Source organism: Cyclobacterium lianum (genome assembly GCF_900143075.1).
Lineage (GTDB): Bacteria > Bacteroidota > Bacteroidia > Cytophagales > Cyclobacteriaceae > Cyclobacterium > Cyclobacterium lianum.
Genome location: NZ_FRCY01000010.1, coordinates 1 through 16,716, shown reverse-complemented (window position 1 = coordinate 16,716; position 16,716 = coordinate 1). Strand labels below are relative to the sequence as shown.

The 16,716-nt window shown below is 45.4% G+C and carries 15 protein-coding genes and 1 pseudogene; 13 read left to right on the top strand and 3 right to left on the bottom strand.

Features of this window, described 5'->3' with window-relative positions; translation table 11 throughout:
- Positions 1-24: 24 nt before the first annotated feature.
- From BUB19_RS15665 to BUB19_RS15610, 11 genes and pseudogenes are all read left to right on the top strand, one after another.
- A complete protein-coding gene (locus BUB19_RS15665; protein ID WP_073095519.1) occupies positions 25-474 on the top strand; it encodes a GatB/YqeY domain-containing protein in 450 nt (149 codons plus the stop codon).
- Between the two features lie 13 nt (positions 475-487).
- Complete coding sequence (locus BUB19_RS15660) at positions 488-1,033, top strand: CvpA family protein (RefSeq protein ID WP_073095518.1); 546 nt, start codon at positions 488-490, stop codon at positions 1,031-1,033.
- Entirely contained in the window at positions 1,017-1,619 is a 603-nt protein-coding gene (locus tag BUB19_RS15655; protein WP_073095517.1) for an anthranilate synthase component II, read from the top strand. Before BUB19_RS15660 ends, BUB19_RS15655 begins: the two co-directional genes overlap by 17 nt.
- Positions 1,620-1,717: 98 nt before the next feature.
- The gene (locus BUB19_RS15650) at positions 1,718-2,383 is read left to right on the top strand and encodes a CBS domain-containing protein (protein WP_073095516.1); all 666 of its coding nucleotides are present in this window, start codon (positions 1,718-1,720) and stop codon (positions 2,381-2,383) included.
- A gap of 6 nt (positions 2,384-2,389) precedes the next feature.
- A complete protein-coding gene (locus tag BUB19_RS15645; protein WP_073095515.1) occupies positions 2,390-3,265 on the top strand; it encodes an NAD kinase in 876 nt (291 codons plus the stop codon).
- A gap of 74 nt (positions 3,266-3,339) precedes the next feature.
- On the top strand, positions 3,340-4,104 hold the full coding sequence (gene porG / locus BUB19_RS15640; protein ID WP_073095514.1) for a type IX secretion system protein PorG: 765 nt from the start codon (positions 3,340-3,342) through the stop codon (positions 4,102-4,104).
- Positions 4,105-4,175: 71 nt separating this feature from the next.
- Positions 4,176-4,919, top strand: coding sequence for an isoprenyl transferase (locus BUB19_RS15635; protein ID WP_073095513.1), 744 nt, complete (start codon positions 4,176-4,178; stop codon positions 4,917-4,919).
- 85 nt (positions 4,920-5,004) lie between these two features.
- A complete protein-coding gene (locus tag BUB19_RS15630; protein WP_073095512.1) occupies positions 5,005-7,716 on the top strand; it encodes a BamA/OMP85 family outer membrane protein in 2,712 nt (903 codons plus the stop codon).
- Between the two features lie 2 nt (positions 7,717-7,718).
- Positions 7,719-8,249 (top strand): OmpH/Skp family outer membrane protein, encoded by a 531-nt coding sequence (locus BUB19_RS15625; RefSeq protein ID WP_073095511.1) that lies wholly within the window; start codon positions 7,719-7,721, stop codon positions 8,247-8,249.
- Positions 8,250-8,264: 15 nt separating this feature from the next.
- Positions 8,265-8,843, top strand: coding sequence for an OmpH/Skp family outer membrane protein (locus tag BUB19_RS15620; RefSeq protein WP_073095510.1), 579 nt, complete (start codon positions 8,265-8,267; stop codon positions 8,841-8,843).
- Between the two features lie 120 nt (positions 8,844-8,963).
- A pseudogene (locus tag BUB19_RS15610) lies at positions 8,964-10,476 on the top strand (IS1182 family transposase); the annotation flags it as partial.
- A gap of 750 nt (positions 10,477-11,226) precedes the next feature.
- On the opposite strand, the gene BUB19_RS15605 reads toward BUB19_RS15610, so the two are convergent.
- Complete coding sequence (locus BUB19_RS15605) at positions 11,227-12,036, bottom strand: hypothetical protein (RefSeq protein WP_143156063.1); 810 nt, start codon at positions 12,034-12,036, stop codon at positions 11,227-11,229.
- Positions 12,037-12,084: 48 nt separating this feature from the next.
- Here BUB19_RS15605 and BUB19_RS15600 point away from each other — a divergent pair, with 48 nt between their 5' ends.
- Entirely contained in the window at positions 12,085-12,987 is a 903-nt protein-coding gene (locus BUB19_RS15600; RefSeq protein WP_073095507.1) for a lysylphosphatidylglycerol synthase transmembrane domain-containing protein, read from the top strand.
- Entirely contained in the window at positions 12,984-14,585 is a 1,602-nt protein-coding gene (locus BUB19_RS15595; protein WP_143156062.1) for a glycosyltransferase family 39 protein, read from the top strand. Before BUB19_RS15600 ends, BUB19_RS15595 begins: the two co-directional genes overlap by 4 nt.
- Positions 14,586-14,838: 253 nt before the next feature.
- Here the strand turns inward: BUB19_RS15595 and BUB19_RS15590 are convergent, their stop codons facing one another.
- Together BUB19_RS15590 and BUB19_RS24540 are read right to left on the bottom strand one after the other, a co-directional pair.
- Positions 14,839-15,234 (bottom strand): IS66 family transposase, encoded by a 396-nt coding sequence (locus BUB19_RS15590; protein ID WP_073095505.1) that lies wholly within the window; start codon positions 15,232-15,234, stop codon positions 14,839-14,841.
- 150 nt (positions 15,235-15,384) lie between these two features.
- Positions 15,385-15,549 (bottom strand): hypothetical protein, encoded by a 165-nt coding sequence (locus tag BUB19_RS24540; RefSeq protein WP_245802869.1) that lies wholly within the window; start codon positions 15,547-15,549, stop codon positions 15,385-15,387.
- Positions 15,550-16,716: the final 1,167 nt, after the last annotated feature.

Below are 16,716 nucleotides of genomic sequence, written 5' to 3'. Positions count from 1 at the left end.
ATCCACAAGCTAAATGTCAACCTCATGAGTTTAAAGATCAACATAGAAAAAGAAATCAAACAGGCCATGCTGGCCAAAGACAAGGACAGGTTGCGCGCCCTGCGCGCCATCAAGTCATTGATCATGCTGGAAGAAACCAAGGGAAGCGGAGAAAAGGGCTTGTCTGAAGCAGAGGAAATCCAATTGCTGACCAAGGCCGCCAAGCAACGCAAGGATTCCATTGAGATTTTTGAAAAACAGGGGCGCAAAGACCTGGCAGCATTGGAAGATTCCGAATTGCAGGTGATTCAGGAATTTCTGCCCAGGCAGTTGACCGAGGCGGAGCTGGAAGCGGAGCTGAAAGTCATCATTGCCGAGACGGGAGCAGAAGGACCAAAAGACATGGGTAAAGTCATGGGTGTTGCTACCAAAAAGCTGGCTGGAAAGGCTGATGGCAAGGTCATTTCCCGGAAAGTAAAGGAAATGCTGAATTAAGCGCTGACCGGATTTGAGCACCATAGACATCATCATATTGGGCATGCTCGCTGTAGGAGCATTCAGCGGCTACAGGCAGGGCTTGTTTATCGGCTTGTTGTCTATCCTGGCGTTTTTTATCGGCATTATCCTGGCCTTCAGGTTCATGCACTGGGGGGCGGAAATTCTGGCTGAGCGGGTGGAAAGCCTCACCTTTATGCTTCCTTTTGCAGCCTTTATACTGATCTTTCTGGCAGTCACCATTAGCATCAGAATTTTGGCTTTTATGGTAAAAAAGGCACTTGATTTAACCATCCTCGGTACTTTTGATAGTTTTGCAGGCGGTATACTGGGCATTGCCAAATGGTCTATAATGATCAGTTTGTTGATTTGGGTGGCCCATTCCTTTGAATTTGATGTGCCTGAGGAAATGCAGCAGGGTTCGGTGATCTATCCGCTCGTGGTGCCGGTCGCACCTACTCTGGTCGGCCTCCTGGATGATTACACACCGGTAATTGATGCGGCCATCGCTACCATCAGGGAACTTGTAAACACCGCGGGCAGTGATCCTTCTAATTGATAATTTTGATTCATTCTCCCATATCCTGGCAGATTACTTCAAAAGGACAGGTGAACCGGTCATGGTGGTACGCAATGACGTTTCCCTGCATAGCCTGACAGCTTTGAATTTTTCAGCGCTGGTACTATCCCCTGGCCCGGGACGACCGGAACAGGCAGGCAATCTGATGTCCATTCTGGCATATTACCATGACAAAGTACCGGTGCTCGGCGTTTGCCTGGGGCATCAGGCCATCGGATTATTGTTTGGGGCCCGGCTGCAGCGAAGCCGGCAAACCATGCATGGCAAGTTGTCTCAGGTACGTCAACTAAAGCAAATACCCACTCTGGAAGGTCTCCCTGAGCGGTTTCAAGTAACGCGCTACCATTCCCTCGAATTGACTGATCTTCCAAAGGAACTCGAGGTGGTATTGGAAACAGATCAGGGAGAAATCATGGGCATTGCACACCGGGATCTACCCCTTATTGGCCTGCAGTTTCACCCGGAAGCCCATCTCAGCCAATATGGTGAACGTATGATTCTCAACTGGGTAAATGCCTATGCCCGGTACAAGCAGACAAATCTGATCGAAGAAATTGAAAAATAGCAGGTATTTTTTAAATAACAGCTCGATTTTTGCTTAATTGAACAAAGGAAGGCAGGAAGGCGTTTTATTTTACGAATCCTTTTAATACCTTTAACTATATGCGGGCAAATGACTTTATCAATAACCTGATCCCACCCCTGAAATTTACTGACAGGGTAAAGCTGGCGCTGTCCTGGATGGAAGAGATCAGGACAGATATTTTGCCTGTGGTCGAAAAAGGAACTTTCAAAGGCTTTATCACCGATGAGATCATCTACGAAATCAACAATCCGGATCTCAGCATAGCTGAGGTCGAACTTCTGGCAAGTTCGTGTGTGGTGCAGATGGAAAAACACATTTATGAGGTGCTGAGAATTTCCTCCGAAAATCAGGTAAGCATGGTTGCCGTTCTGGACAAGGATAATAAATACCTGGGAGTGGTTTCAGAAGAGGATGCCATCACCGCCTTCACCGACACCATTTCCATCCAGTCTCCCGGAGGCGTGCTGGTCTTATCCATGTTTATGACCGACTACAGCCTGTACGATATCGCGCGGGTGGTAGAGTCAGAAAATGCCAAGGTGCTGAGCAGTTTTATTTCCACCGATCCCCTGGATGACAACAAAATAAAGGTCACCATCAAAATAGACCAGATGGAACTGAGACACATCAAAGCTACACTGGAGCGCTTTGGCTATAAGATTATCGACCATTACGAGGAGGAAGGCGGCATCACCAGTGATCAGGATCGCCTCGGCAACCTGCTGCGATTTTTAGATATTTAAATATACATGAGCGTTTTACTTCACGGCATCAATATTTTACCGGAGTTTCAAACCTACATACAACAATTAGTACACGTTTTACAAAAGCAGGGAATGCGGGTGCTCATCACCAGGAGCCTGCACCATTGCATGGCAAAAGGGCGGAGACGCAGTTCACTGCCACCTGTACTGGCTAGTCAGCAGGAGATCGCCTCACTGGATTTTGTACTTTCCATAGGGGGTGATGGCACGCTTCTGGACACCATTTCCCTTATCGGAGCCAATCAAACCCCCATACTGGGCATCAATACCGGCAGGATGGGTTTCCTGGCCACCATTGCCAAAGAGGAGATAGAATCAGCTGTAGAAGATCTGCTGGTGGGAAAGTATTCTCTGGAAAACCGAAGCCTGGTGCATCTGGAGTCCAGTATTCCCTTATTCGACGGCATGAATTTCGGTCTCAATGAGTTTACCATTCACAAGAGGGATACCTCTTCCATGATCACGGTGCATACTTATATTGACGGAGATTACCTGAACAGCTACTGGGCAGATGGCCTGATCGTTTCCACTCCTACCGGTTCTACGGGTTATTCCCTGAGCTGCGGAGGTCCCCTGATTTCCCCGGTGGCAAAAAATTTCGTGATCACACCAGTAAGCCCCCATAACCTGAATGTGCGGCCGATTGTGGTTTCGGACGATAGTGAGATCTCCTTTAAAATCGAAGGGAGAAGTGAAAAATTTCTGGTATCTTTAGACTCCAGATCCACCCCTATAGACGCCTCTGTGTCGCTTAAAGTGAAAAAAGAGAAGTTTTCCGCCAGGCTGGTTAAGTTCCACAATTACAGCTTCTTTGACACCCTGAGGCAGAAATTGAACTGGGGATACGACATGAGAAATTAGTTTTAACAATATTTAACCCTGCATATACTGCGATGGGTTTTTTATTCGTTGGGTAGTTTATAAATTGCAGCGACTTGAACAAAACCAGGTTTTATACAAAGTGTCTTTCCGTAATCCTGGGCGTTTTGGGTGTCATCGGCACCGGATATGCCCAGCAATACGAGGTAGGACTTGGATTGGGAGCAGGGAGCTATACCGGAGATATCATCCGGACCATAGATCCCACCCAACTGGGTATTCAGGGAACGTTATTTGGCAGACGAAATTTTGACAATGCCTGGAGCTTAAGGGCCGGGATTTCTGTAGCAAGGCTCAATGGAGCAGACAGCATCCGGCCTATAGATCCGGTAGCTCTGGCCAGGGATGCCTATTTCCGTGGCACCATGATCGAACTGGGAGCCACCATGGAGTTTCATTTCCTGGATTATCTGAGCCATCAGTCCAATACCCGATTTTCGCCTTTTGGCTTTTTTGGTCTGGGCTATGGGATGTTTTTCGGAGATGGACAGTCCTATTCGGCAGACCCCCAGCCAGGGAGCTATTCGGTGGGTACAGCGCTGATACCATTCGGCATAGGTATCAAATACAAATTGAAGGACCGCTTGTTCCTTTCTGTAGAGGGAGGGGCCAAAGCCACTTTCTCGGATGCCCTGGATAAAATCAGCATGGATCCGAATTATTTTCAACGCTTCAGAACCGACCCCGGAACCGGGGAGCAGGTACTGGACCCTGCCACCCTCAATTTTGGCAACCATTCCGATCGGGACTGGTATTACTTTTTAGGTGTCACCCTCAGTTATTCCTTTCACCAGATCAAGTGCTACAACTACAATAATTGACCGCAGGATAGAATTTTTGAAAAAGAAGTGTCATTTTTGTATCTCAATTCCAATCAGTAGCGCACATTTGAATGAAGGAAGCGATCGATAAGGGGAATATTCCCAAACATATTGCAGTAATCATGGATGGTAATGGACGCTGGGCCCAGAAAAAGGGTGCCATGCGGATCTTCGGACACCGAAATGCGATTGCTGCAGTGAGAGATGCGATAGAGGGATCAGCGGAGCTGGGAGTAGAGTACATCAGCTTGTATGCCTTTTCTACCGAAAACTGGTCAAGGCCAAAGGAAGAGGTGGATGCCCTCATGGAGATACTGGTACAAGCCATTACCGATGAGGTGCCCACCATGATGAAAAACAATATCCGCCTTGCCACGATAGGGGATACCGATAGCCTGCCCGAGGCGTGCCGGGAGCACCTGAAGCGCGGTAAAGAGGAAACCAGAAACAATACCGGTATGACCGTGGTACTTGCCCTGAGCTACAGCGGCCGCTGGGAAATCAATCAGGCGGTAAAAAAAATTGTCAGAAAAGTAGTCAGTGGAGAAATTACGGAGGAAGATATCAATCAGGAATTGATCGCTTCCTGTCTGGACACTGCAGGCATGCCGGAACCTGAGCTATTGATCCGCACCAGTGGTGAAGTCAGGATCAGTAACTTTATGTTGTGGCAGCTGGCCTACACAGAATTGTACTTCACCGAAGTATTGTGGCCGGATTTTAGAAAACGCCACCTGCATGAGGCTATCCTGGCCTATCAGAAGCGGGAACGGAGATTCGGCAAAACGGGCGCCCAAATAAAGCCCTCCATTTGAGGTCAGGCACCATTATCATCCGGGATTTCCGGATGGGTTCAATCCATCAGCCCGCTGGGCTTCGGATTAAAATTTATCGTTTGAAATGAGAAAACACTTACTAATAATCTACTTGCTGCTGTTTACCGGAGTGGCAGAGGCCCAGATCAGATTGGGGCAGAGCCGGTATACCCGACAGGAGCCGGTGGATATAATAGATCTGGATTATTCCAATCCCAAAACCTACCGGATCGCCGGGATAGAGGCGGTGGGATTGAGTACTTTGGACGAAACAGCCATCATTTCCCTCGCAGGCTTGCGTCTGGATGACGAAATTACCGTACCCGGGGATGCCATTTCCGGCGCATTGAAGAAGCTTTGGGGACAGGGGATCATCGGTGATGTGAAAATTCTGGTAACCAAAATCGAAGGCGATGACATTTACCTGCTCCTGGACCTGACAGAAAGGCCCCGTTTTAGCCGGGTGGAGTTTTCCGGAATCAACAAAACACAGGAAGGCGAGCTGAAGGATAAAGTCAATATCCGCGGAAGAGTGGTAAGGGACGATGTCCTGAACAATGCCCAGAGAAACATAAGGGATTATTTTGTCGATAAGGGCTTTCTCAATGCGGAAGTAAAAGTCATTCAGGAAAGAGATACCACCCTGCCCAACAGCGTAAAGCTGCGCTTTGATGTAGAGAAAAAGAGCAAGGTAAGGATCAACGAGATCCGTATCTCCGGAAACGACAATATCACCGCACCCCGGATCAAGAAAAAAATGAAGGGAACAAACGAACACGCCAGAGTGTATATTTTCAAAGACCTGGTATCCCGTTTGCTCAACCTGACCGGTAAAAACCTGGGAGATGTGATCACCAAAAGAAATCCGGTCACCGATGACCAGGTAAGGGAATACATCAACAAGAATTTTAAGCTGAACTTTTTCAATGGTTCCAAATTTGTCCGTAGCGATTACCGGGACGATAAAAACGCCGTCATTGACTTTTACAACAGCCGCGGTTACAGGGATGCGGAGATCCTCTCGGACAGCATCTATCGATTTGACGACAGCAGGATCAATATAGACCTGGACATCGAAGAAGGCCGCCAGTACTATTACCGCAACATCACCTTTTCGGGCAACTACATCCATACCGATGAAGAACTCCAGGCCAAACTGGGAATTTTCAAAGGAGATATCTACAACAAGGAAAAACTGGACAAACGTCTGAATTATGATCCCCAGCAGGGTGATGATGTCAGCTCGCTTTATCAGGACAATGGTTACCTGTTTTTTACCATTGATCCTGTCGAAGTGAATGTGCAGGCGGATTCCATTGACATAGAAATGCGGATCTTTGAAGGACCGCAGGTGACGGTAAACTCTGTTTCCATAGAAGGCAATGAGCGAACCAGCGATCATGTGGTCATGCGCGAAATCAGGATTCTTCCGGGCCAGAAATTTGACAGAAGTGCGCTGGTAAGAACCATTCGTGAGCTTTCCCAGATAGGCTACTTCAACCCGGAAAACATCGAACCAGACATGCGGCCCAATTTTGAGGACGCGACCGTGGACATCACCTTTAAGCTCGAGGAAAGGCCCAATGACCAGATCGAGCTGTCCGGTGGATGGGGAGGTCTGTTTGGATTCGTAGGCACGGTAGGCCTGACTTTTAACAATTTCTCCATCAAAAACATCAAAGACTTTTCGAAGTGGAGACCATTGCCGGTGGGTGACGGGCAGAAGCTCTCGCTGCGGGTACAGGCCAACGGGCGTAGCTTTCAGAATTACAGCATGTCCTTTACCGAGCCCTGGTTTGGCGGGAAAAAACCGAACGCCCTGAGCTTCAGTTTCAACCATTCCGTACAGCGGCAGATCGATTTCTTCAACCGCAATAATTTCGGTCAGGAGCTCGGATCCTTTAAAATCACCGGCGCCACCATTGGTCTGGCCAAAAGGGTGACCTGGCCGGATGATTATTTTCAGGTCAGCAACAACCTGCAATTTCAGGTGTATGATTTCGACGAATACGGCAACTTCTTCGGTCTGAGCTACAATACCGGTACGGCCAGAAGTATTGCGCTCAATACAACCATTGCAAGAAACAATATTGACAATCCCATTTATCCCAGGTTTGGCTCGAATATCACGCTGAGTGCTTCGATGACTCCGCCCTATACTTCCATGAATAGGGAAATCAACCAGGAGTCTCCGGATGAAGAGAAATACCAGTGGCTGGAATACCACAAATGGATGTTTGACGCCTCCCTGTACACACCGGTATTCGGTTCGAACAAACTGGTATTGAGCGCGCGTACCCACCTGGGCTTTGTCGGCTCCTACGGAGACCGCATCGGCATCATTCCTCTGGAGCGTTTTGTGCTCGGTGGCGATGGCATGAACATGATGAACTTTGCGCTAGGTCAGGAGATCGTTGGGCTGAGAGGCTACGAAAACCAATCCATCACCCCAGGCAGGGAATTCCGTGGACAGGCCAATGCCCCAATACCCTATGGTGGTGTGGTGTACAACAAGCACGTGATGGAGCTGCGGTTTCTGGTTTCGCCCAATCCCTCAGCTACCATTTTCCTGCTGGGCTTTGCTGAGGCCGGCAATAACTGGGGCAACTATGCCGACTACAATCCGTATGACCTGAAAAAATCTGCCGGCTTTGGTGCACGTATATTCATGCCGGCCTTTGGCCTGCTGGGCATCGACTGGGGCTATGGATTTGATGGAGTACCCACGCTGAGCAATCCTAATCCCGGACCCAGTGGCGGCATGTTCCACTTTACCATCGGGCAACAGTTCAGATAATTATGGAAAAATCCCTGAAATTGTTACTTTTGCTTTCCCTTTTTCCCCTTGCCCTGATGGGGCAGAAGATGGGCTACGTGGATACCGAATATATCCTGAACAAGCATCCGGATTACAAAAAGATCCAGGAGGAGATAGAGGCCCTTAGCCTGGAATGGCGAAAAGAGGCACAAAATTTGGAAGAAGAGATTCAGCAGATGTATAGTGACCTTCAGGGAGAACAGGTATTGCTCACTGATGAAATGTACCAGGAACGTCTGGCACTGATCAGGGAAAAACAAAAAGAGGCCAGGGCCTTCAATAACAGGATATTTGGAGAAAATGGGCAGTTGTATCAGAAACAGTCCGAACTGCTCCAGCCCTTGCAATCGACCATATACGATGCGATTGACCGGGTTTCCAAGAGAAATGGGTTGGCTATTTTATTCGACAAGGCATCAAGTCCCACGTCTATAATTTATACAGATCCAAGACATGATTACTCGGATTTTATCATAGAAGAATTAGGTTTAGAAGAAAACAATCAAAATTAACAAAGTTTAACAATTATGAAAGCAAGAATCATCCTATCAGCAATAGCCATCTTTTGCTTTGGATTCATGGGCAATGCACAGGACATCAAGATCGGTTATACCAATGTAGATTACATCATGAGCCTGATGCCGGAGATGGAACAAATTGAAGCTGATATCCAAGATTATAGTAATCAACTTGGCCAGCAACTGCAAACTAAGAGGCAGAATTTTGAACAGCAGGCACAAGCATTCCAGCAAACTGCTGAAACCATGACCGAAGAAGCCATGAATACCAGGCGGCAGGAATTAATGACCATGCAGCAGGAACTTCAAAAATTCCAGAGTGATGCTCAGGCATCTTACGACAGGAAACTCACGGAATTACTGGAGCCAGTACAAACCAAGGTTTACAATGCGATTAATTCGGTAGCCGCAGAGAACAATTACACCCATGTGTTGGCTGAAGCAGCTGGGCAGGCACCTGTATTGCTTTACACCAAAGATGACGATCCATTTACCGATTTGGTGTTGACTAAATTGGGGCTTGAGGCACCAGCAGGAGGACAACCTGATCCTTCCATGCCAGGTGCCGTGCCGCCGTCAGGACAATAAACCAGAGAGGGTAATTCTAATTAAAATTATAAGAGGCTGTCCGAAAAGTCTGGCAGCCTCTAATTTATTAGTTGTTTTTTCTCCAAAAATGGTATTTTGGAGTTGAACAAAAAAGCAACTATGGCCAAGTTAGTTTTTAAAAACCAAACCGGCAAGTGTCCTGAACTCTTCCCGGTCAACATTTTTGACAGAATTGCCGACAACCATCCCGTACGCTTGGTGGATTCGGTCGTGGACTAGCTGGATATCAGCGAAATAATAAAGATGTACAAAGGAGGCGGCACCTCCGCCTACCATCCCAGAATGATGATCAAAGTGCTGTTTTACAGCTACTTGTCTAACGTATATTCTTGCCGCAAGATCGCTAAGGCAACTTACTGAAAACATCCATTTTATGTATATAGCGGGCAATTCCACGCCCGACTTCAGGACCATCAACGACTTCAGGGGAAAGATATTGAAGGACCACATCCAAAGGCTATTCGCCGAAGTGGTGAAAATGCTTGTCGGGATGGGCTATGTGAGCCTTGATGTGCAGTACATCGATGGCACTAAGATCGAGGCAAGATCCAACCGGTACACCTTCGTCTGGAAGGGTTCGGTAGAGAAGTACAAGGAAAAACTGGAAGCCAAGATCGGTACCGTTCTTTCGGACATCGAAAGCAGCATTCAGTCTGATAATCAGGAAATCAACAAAGAGGAGCTTCCCAGGAAGATCAATTCTGATGAACTGCGGGAAAAACTAGCCGAGCTGAACAAAAAGCTGAAAGAACCTACCAAAAAACAGGGAAAGGAACTGCGGAAGCTCCAGGAAGAGCATCTCCCCAAGCTGGAAAAATATGAGCAGGACCTCAAGACGATGGGCCGGAGGAACTCTTACAGCAAGACCGACCGGGATGCCACCTTCATGCGGATGAAGGACGACCACATGAAGAACGGGCAGCTAAAGCCCGCCTACAATGCGCAGATATCCACGGAAAACCAGTTCATCACACATGTTTCCATCCACCAGACACCTGGGGACACCACTACGCTGAAAACACATCTGGAGGGGTTCGAAAACGCCTTCGACAGACAGAGTACCGAAGTGGTGGCCGATGCTGGATATGGCAGTGAGGAAAACTACGAAATACTTGAGAAAAAGGGGATTACACCTTACGTAAAGTACAATTACTTCCACAAGGAGCAGAAAAGGAAAACAAAAGAAAACCCCTTTCTTGCCCAGAACCTGTTTTACAATGCGGAGAAGGATTTTTATGTATGCCCGATGGGCCAAAGGATGGAAAAGACGGGGACCGGCAAAAGGGTTTCGGCAAACGGGTATGAATCCCGGGTCACATACTATCAGGCACGGCAGTGTGAAGGCTGTCCGCTCCGGGGGATGTGCCACCAGGGGCAGGGAAATCGGAAAATTGAAGTAAACCACCGCCAGAACGAGCTGAAGGCGAAGGCAAGGGAGCTACTGACCAGCGAGAAGGGACTTATCCACCGCAGCAATCGCCCGATAGAACCCGAAGCGGTGTTCGGCCAGCTGAAAAGCAACAATAAGTTTAACCGATTCACATTCAATGGATTAGAAAAGGTAACAATGGAATTTATGCTGATGGCACTCGGCCATAACCTAAGGAAGCTCATGGCAGCAGCAGTCTTTCCAGCTAAAATGGTCTTCACATCTTCAAAACCGATTTACATAGCGGTACTTTTAGGCGAAAATGACCCTTTTAGTTTATTCGTGCTACGAAATATTGGAGATTCAAACTTTTCGGAATATTCCGGAAAAATAGCCACATAAAAAAGGCTGCCCTTTTCGGACAGCTTCGTTGATGTAGGATGATGGGTTCCCGTCAGCCAAGATTTGAACATCATATTTACCCGATGCATCTGCTTGAAGTTCGCTCCCTTCTTTCCTGATTTTTCTCGGACCAGATTCGGGAAATGGGCCTCCAAAACCCTACAGTAACTCCAGCAGTCAGTCTTTACCTGTGCGACTTAATCGATGTGATCTGTCATAAACCCTCCAAGATTGACCTTTGATAGTGTCTTTAACCCTTCCGTATCAACGGGAAAAACCTCCCGTATTCCTTTCTATTTTCTATGCCCACCACCATGTTTTTCTTTTTTCCCTCATCCACATTTGGTGAACTGACTGTCAAATTCATTAATTCCCGTGCAATCCTGAGTGTGTCCACAATTTTTACAAATATATCGATCCTTCCACTTCATTTCTGCCAAAAATTAAAATATGATCTATCATTGGAAAACCTGTAATTAAATTCGAAAATTGATAAAGGCTCCTATACTTTTTTCCATACATTCGGCGTTTAACGGCAATATAGTCCTGTTTTTTTCATTTAAAAATCATCTTATTCAATAACTGCTTTTCTTATTGAAAACCAAGTAAAAATGTAAACCAAGCTTCCCCATTTCCTGAAAGCAGTTTTTCCCTAGACATATCCATGACCGATATCACACCTTTCTTGCCACGCTTTTGATATATGTCCCACCAGAGCATGGACCAGAAAAGTGAAGCATGTGGAAAAAGTTTTTCTTTAATGGGCTGTATCTCCTCCCAAGTAAATTCAATAAATTTCCTATTTCTAATCAACTGCATCCATCGACTTTGTTTTCCTTCCATATACCTCATGTAAGGAACTCCGTTTATTGAAGTAACTTTTAAACTAAGCTCTCTGATCAGCAAGTCCCTCAAAAACACCGCAAAACCAGTCCTGATTGCCTCCCACTCTAAGTCCGCAGAATCTTCCACATAAAACCAGAAGTTCCGGCCCAACTCGTAGAAAAACAGGTGGTCATGCCGGCCGTTTACCACAAACTCCCTATAGATCAAGTCAAATTTAGCTTTCGTAATTTCAATACCCTTGCGACCTATCCTACCACATCCCCGCCCACAGGAAGACGGAACGATTGCCACAGGCAATTTATCGGTTTTCTGGGGTGGCGGTAAAGGCTCCCTACCAGAAATTTCCACAGCTAGCATATAGGCATTGTCATAGGTTTCTAACATAATTTCTAGCGAATCTACCTTATAATCCTCCTTGGGATATAAAAGCATCACCTCTTGGCCTGACAGAACCTTCAAGGCAGAGGTTTCCCCCGAAAAGTGCGTATACAGTGGCTCAACCTGCCCACATCTTTTGTAAGAAACGAATAAAATAATAAAAAATGAAAGGAACAAAATGCCCCGATTTTTGGAATTAGACATTATTTTTAGTTAATTAATGGTGTGAATAAAGTAAAAAAGAAAGATATTATCAAATGGTGCGCAAAATTTTTGTTATCCGGTACGGCTCTCTATTTTGTTTTTCGTTTGGTAGACCCACAATCCATTTTTCTGGCGGTGTTTTCCTCCCACCCCCTATACCTATTACTAGCTTTGTTAACCTTTAATATTTCCAAGATCATCTCCGCTTTTCGCCTGAATCTTTTCTACAGGGTTGCGGGCATTTGCTTAACAGAATGGTATAACTTGGTACTCTATTACATTGGCATGTTTTACAACCTTTTCCTCCCCGGCAGTGTAGGCGGTGATGCTTACAAGGTGATCCTTCTCCGGCAGAAGGGTGTGGGTGCTACAAAGCCGCTTTTGATGGCCACCTTTCTGGATAGAGTCAATGGCCTAACCCTGCTGGTACTGCTCACATTTTGCCTGATGCTTTTCAGGGAGAACCTTCCCAGCATTCCCTACTTTCATACCTTGGCCTGGACCGGGTTACTGCTCACTATACCTACCTATTGGCTGGTAAAACGATTGGCCTTCAAAAACTTTATGGGAGTACTTTTACCTACCCTCCACCTCTCCCTCTGGGTACAGTTTGGCCAACTTTTCTGTGCCTATCTAATACTAAAGGCACTTAGCGTTCAAGTTGGGCACCTAGATTACCTAATCCTTTTTATGGCCTCCTCCATAGTGGCTGTCCTCCCTCTAACAATTGGTGGGATTGGTGCCAGGGAGTTGGTTTTCCTATATGGTTACCAGGTTCTCCAAATAGAGGAAAGCATTGCGGTGGCCTTTTCTTTTCTCTTTTTTTCCACTCTGGCAGTGTCTTCTGTCCTAGGTCTGGCCTTTTCCTTCTGGTCTGTCGCTACCCCTGAAGGAACGCCTCCCCCTCAACCACTAGAAAGGTGAGGGATTGGGTTTGGTATCTGTTTTTCGGTTACCTTCTGCTGGGCATTTGGTTATCTACCGACTACGGCATCAGCACGGATGAACCCATACAGCGAAAGCACGGCATAGTGGCCTTCGAATACTTTAACGAGTTTACGGGCTGGTTTCCGGAGGTATCTTCCCTAACAGGAGAACATTTGCCATCATACGACCATCGTGACTATGGAATGCTTTTTCAGACACTTGCATATGGGTTGGAGCTTGCACTTGGCATTGACAACAGCAGGGATGTGTTCCGGCTTCGGCACCTCATGGTTTTTGTACTTTTCTGGTGTACTTGTGTTGTATTTCACAGGATTTTAATTCGTAGATTTAATTCGAAATATCTGGCTTTGTCAGGGGTGTTGATGTTGGCGCTAAGTCCACGAATCTTTGGGGACAGCATGTATAACCCAAAAGATATTCCTTTGCTTTGTTGGTTTGTTTTTGCCTTTTATACTCATATCCGCTTACTGGATGATAGAGACCAGTATGGTCCAGTTTTACACGGTTTGGCCTGTGCATTGGCAATTGGCAGTCGGGTAGTGGGGATTGTGTGGCCGCTACTCACCTTGGGCTATTTGGTGCTGCATATTCTTTCCAGAAGAGGAGAGAAAGGTTACGTTGCCCTTGTCTTTAGGCGGATTGCTCTATATATTCCCTGCGTGGTTCTTTTCACGATTGTGCTCTGGCCGGTTTTATGGGAGGATCCGGTTGGCAGTTTTATATATTCCTTCAATAGCATGAAGCAATTCCGATGGTACGCAGAGATGTTATATATGGGGGAAATGGTTCGGTCGACGGCTTTGCCATGGCATTATATTATTGTTTGGATTGCGGTTACAACTCCCCTGTCCTTTCTTGGAGTTATGGTGGTGGGGTTAGGAACTGGGATATCATCAATCTTTGGAAGTAAGCTAAAGTGGATTTCGGAACAGTATCTGGGAATGGATATGGTTGCATTGGGGGCATTTGCCATTCCACTAGTTTCCGTGATTCTGCTTGATTCGGTGCTGTATAACGGCTGGAGGCATTTGTATTTCGTATATCCTTTTCTGGTGTATATGGGGGTGTTGGGGTTACATGTGCTGATTGCATTTTGCAGGAAGAAAAGGCATGTATTGGGAGTTCAACTATTTTTTGTCACATCGCTTGTCTTTGCAGCTTTTGACCTAGGTAAAAATCTTTACTTCTTGGCCCGATACCACCCGCACCAGAGTGTATATTTTAATGCGTTGGCTGGTGATGTGGAAAGCAACTTCGAGCGGGATTATTACGGAGTCTCCTATAAAAAGGGACTGACTTCTTTGCTTGAATTATATCCTGAGAAGACACTTCGAATTTACAGCCGTGATTTTACAGGTAAAATCAACACGATGAACTTTCCCCGCACAGATGCGAAGAGGTTGATTTTTGTTGACCGTATCGAAGATGCTGAATTTTTCATTACGCTTTTTAATTTCCGTACCAAGCAGCAGTATATGGAATATCTAGATAAAGTTTTCCCTTATGATCAACCAGTAGTTTTTGAAATTCGTGTAAGTGGATACAGGTTGTTTCAGGTTAGTTGGATTCATTAAATTAGACGAGATTTTGCCTTAATTTCTCGTTAGATTTGTCTCCGTTCGAGGAACACAATAGATTTAACTAGGAATTATAGCTGGGAATGATTATTGGTCCTTATTGATTCTATATTTCTTCCATTTACATGGAAGGATTTGGTAGCGGTCCTTTTGTTTGTGGGACTGTATTATCTCAAAACATCCCTGAGCCATTCAAACTCATTTACCTTGTTCCTTTTGCAGCTCGCCAAGAAAGAGTACATTGCTGCAGTCATTTCTGGTATTTTATGCGATCCCGCAAATAAAAAGGCTTTGCTGCCAACAGCAAGATGCCTAACTGCATTTCAACAAAATCATTGTCAATTTCAATTTGCCCATGCAGTACGTAGGCACTCAATCCTGAACATCTTTTATATGCATGGGTGATGGCTTTTCCCATAGGGCTTTCGGACCTGTAGCTGTACTGATTTTCCTTCAGCCACTTTCCCAGCCTTTCCAGGATAGGGGATGCGTGTTCTTTTCTTTCCTTTGTCCTCTGCTCCCAACCGATTTCTTCCCTTCTCATTTTGTCTTCCAGTACATTGACGAGTTCCATCTCATCGAGTATATGGTTTACATGCCTTTGGTCGCCTTTGAGTCCATCTATAAACTTGCTGGCATGTGCCATACAAAAAGTCAGATGTATATGCTCATGTCCCCATAAAAGGAATGATACACCGGTAACCGTCCGTCTAGATGATCCTTTTAAAGTGTGTAAACATTTCTTTGGGGCCGGAATTGTCCCTGCCTTTTCTGTTGTCAAAGAGTACCAGGCGATCTATCGGCGCATATTAAAGCCACATGTAACCTTGATGGATTTAATTTTTATTGTTCTTATCGCGAGCACTTTTATCGGTGTCTCGTCTACTTGAAGATACTTTTGGTTGGTGACCATCAGGCGGAGCAGTTCCCAGAGCGGTGTGAGCTGTTCCCATCCTATCATCACCCAGTTGGAGGCGCTTGAGGCGGGGATACTTACGCCCATCTTGCTTTACTTGTCCAGTTGCCTGTGCAGCGGCATTATGCGATTACAACGTCTTATTCAAACGATTTAATTTAGATGCTTTTACCTTAATTTGCATACGCATTTTATGGATTTTTATTATTGTCGTCCGACTAAATCTATTTTTTGAAAAATTATATTGGATTTGGCTCTAATTTAGTCGGCATTCCGATATTATCAAAAACACCCCCCTACCCATTTACACCATTTATCCAATTGCATATTTCCAACTTCTTTTTTAAACAATGACTTACAGTAATCCTCTGTTTTGTTCAGGAAAAGCTTCAAATCCACCTATGAGCACAGATTCTTTGCGGTAACTTGTACCAAAGTTGAGAAATCCACCGCCTGTTTTATCTTTTTGTGGAAGATGGTGAAAATCAGGGTCAGGATCAATGGCATTTCATATCTGTGATTTAATTCCATTCTCACTAAACAACAAAAATTATTTCAGATCAAAATTTTACTTTTTCTGCTTGAATAATAGCTCAATAGTTCATCTGTTTTTAAACAATAATGATATTGTAAGAGCGATATGCTTCACCATTTTGTGGGGAACCTAAGTTTTTCCCCGCTTATCGGGTCCCGGAAAGTCATCAATCTGAGTTTAACTGTCCGAGTAATTTTATCTTACCTATATGCAATGGTTTAAAGGTCCCGAGATCAAAATAATTATATTTGTCAAATCCTTTTTCGGAATATGGGAATTGCTCCTTTTAGAGGCATAGTCCTTAAAAACTCGTTTGCATTAGTAGATACCCGTTTTAGGCAGACAAAATAAGGTACCCCTTCAGAAAGGTTGGTCTTGATTAAAGCCTTCATCCCGCCTTTTATCTTACAATCGATTGGATTCCTGACTGCACCATTTATAATATCATTGAAAAAGAAAAAATACTAAAATCAAATAAATCGACATCCCCGGCACTCACTTCACCACCTATCGGAAGATGCAAGGTCTTGATTTTTGTTTTATAATAGGGCTTCTTTCCGAACCCCTAAAATACTGACATAGAATGAATTAAATAGACATAATTTAATTCAAAAACCCCGAAAATAGTCGCTTTTAGGCTTTTTCCGGGGTTTTCTTTTTTGTATTTTAACGTTGCT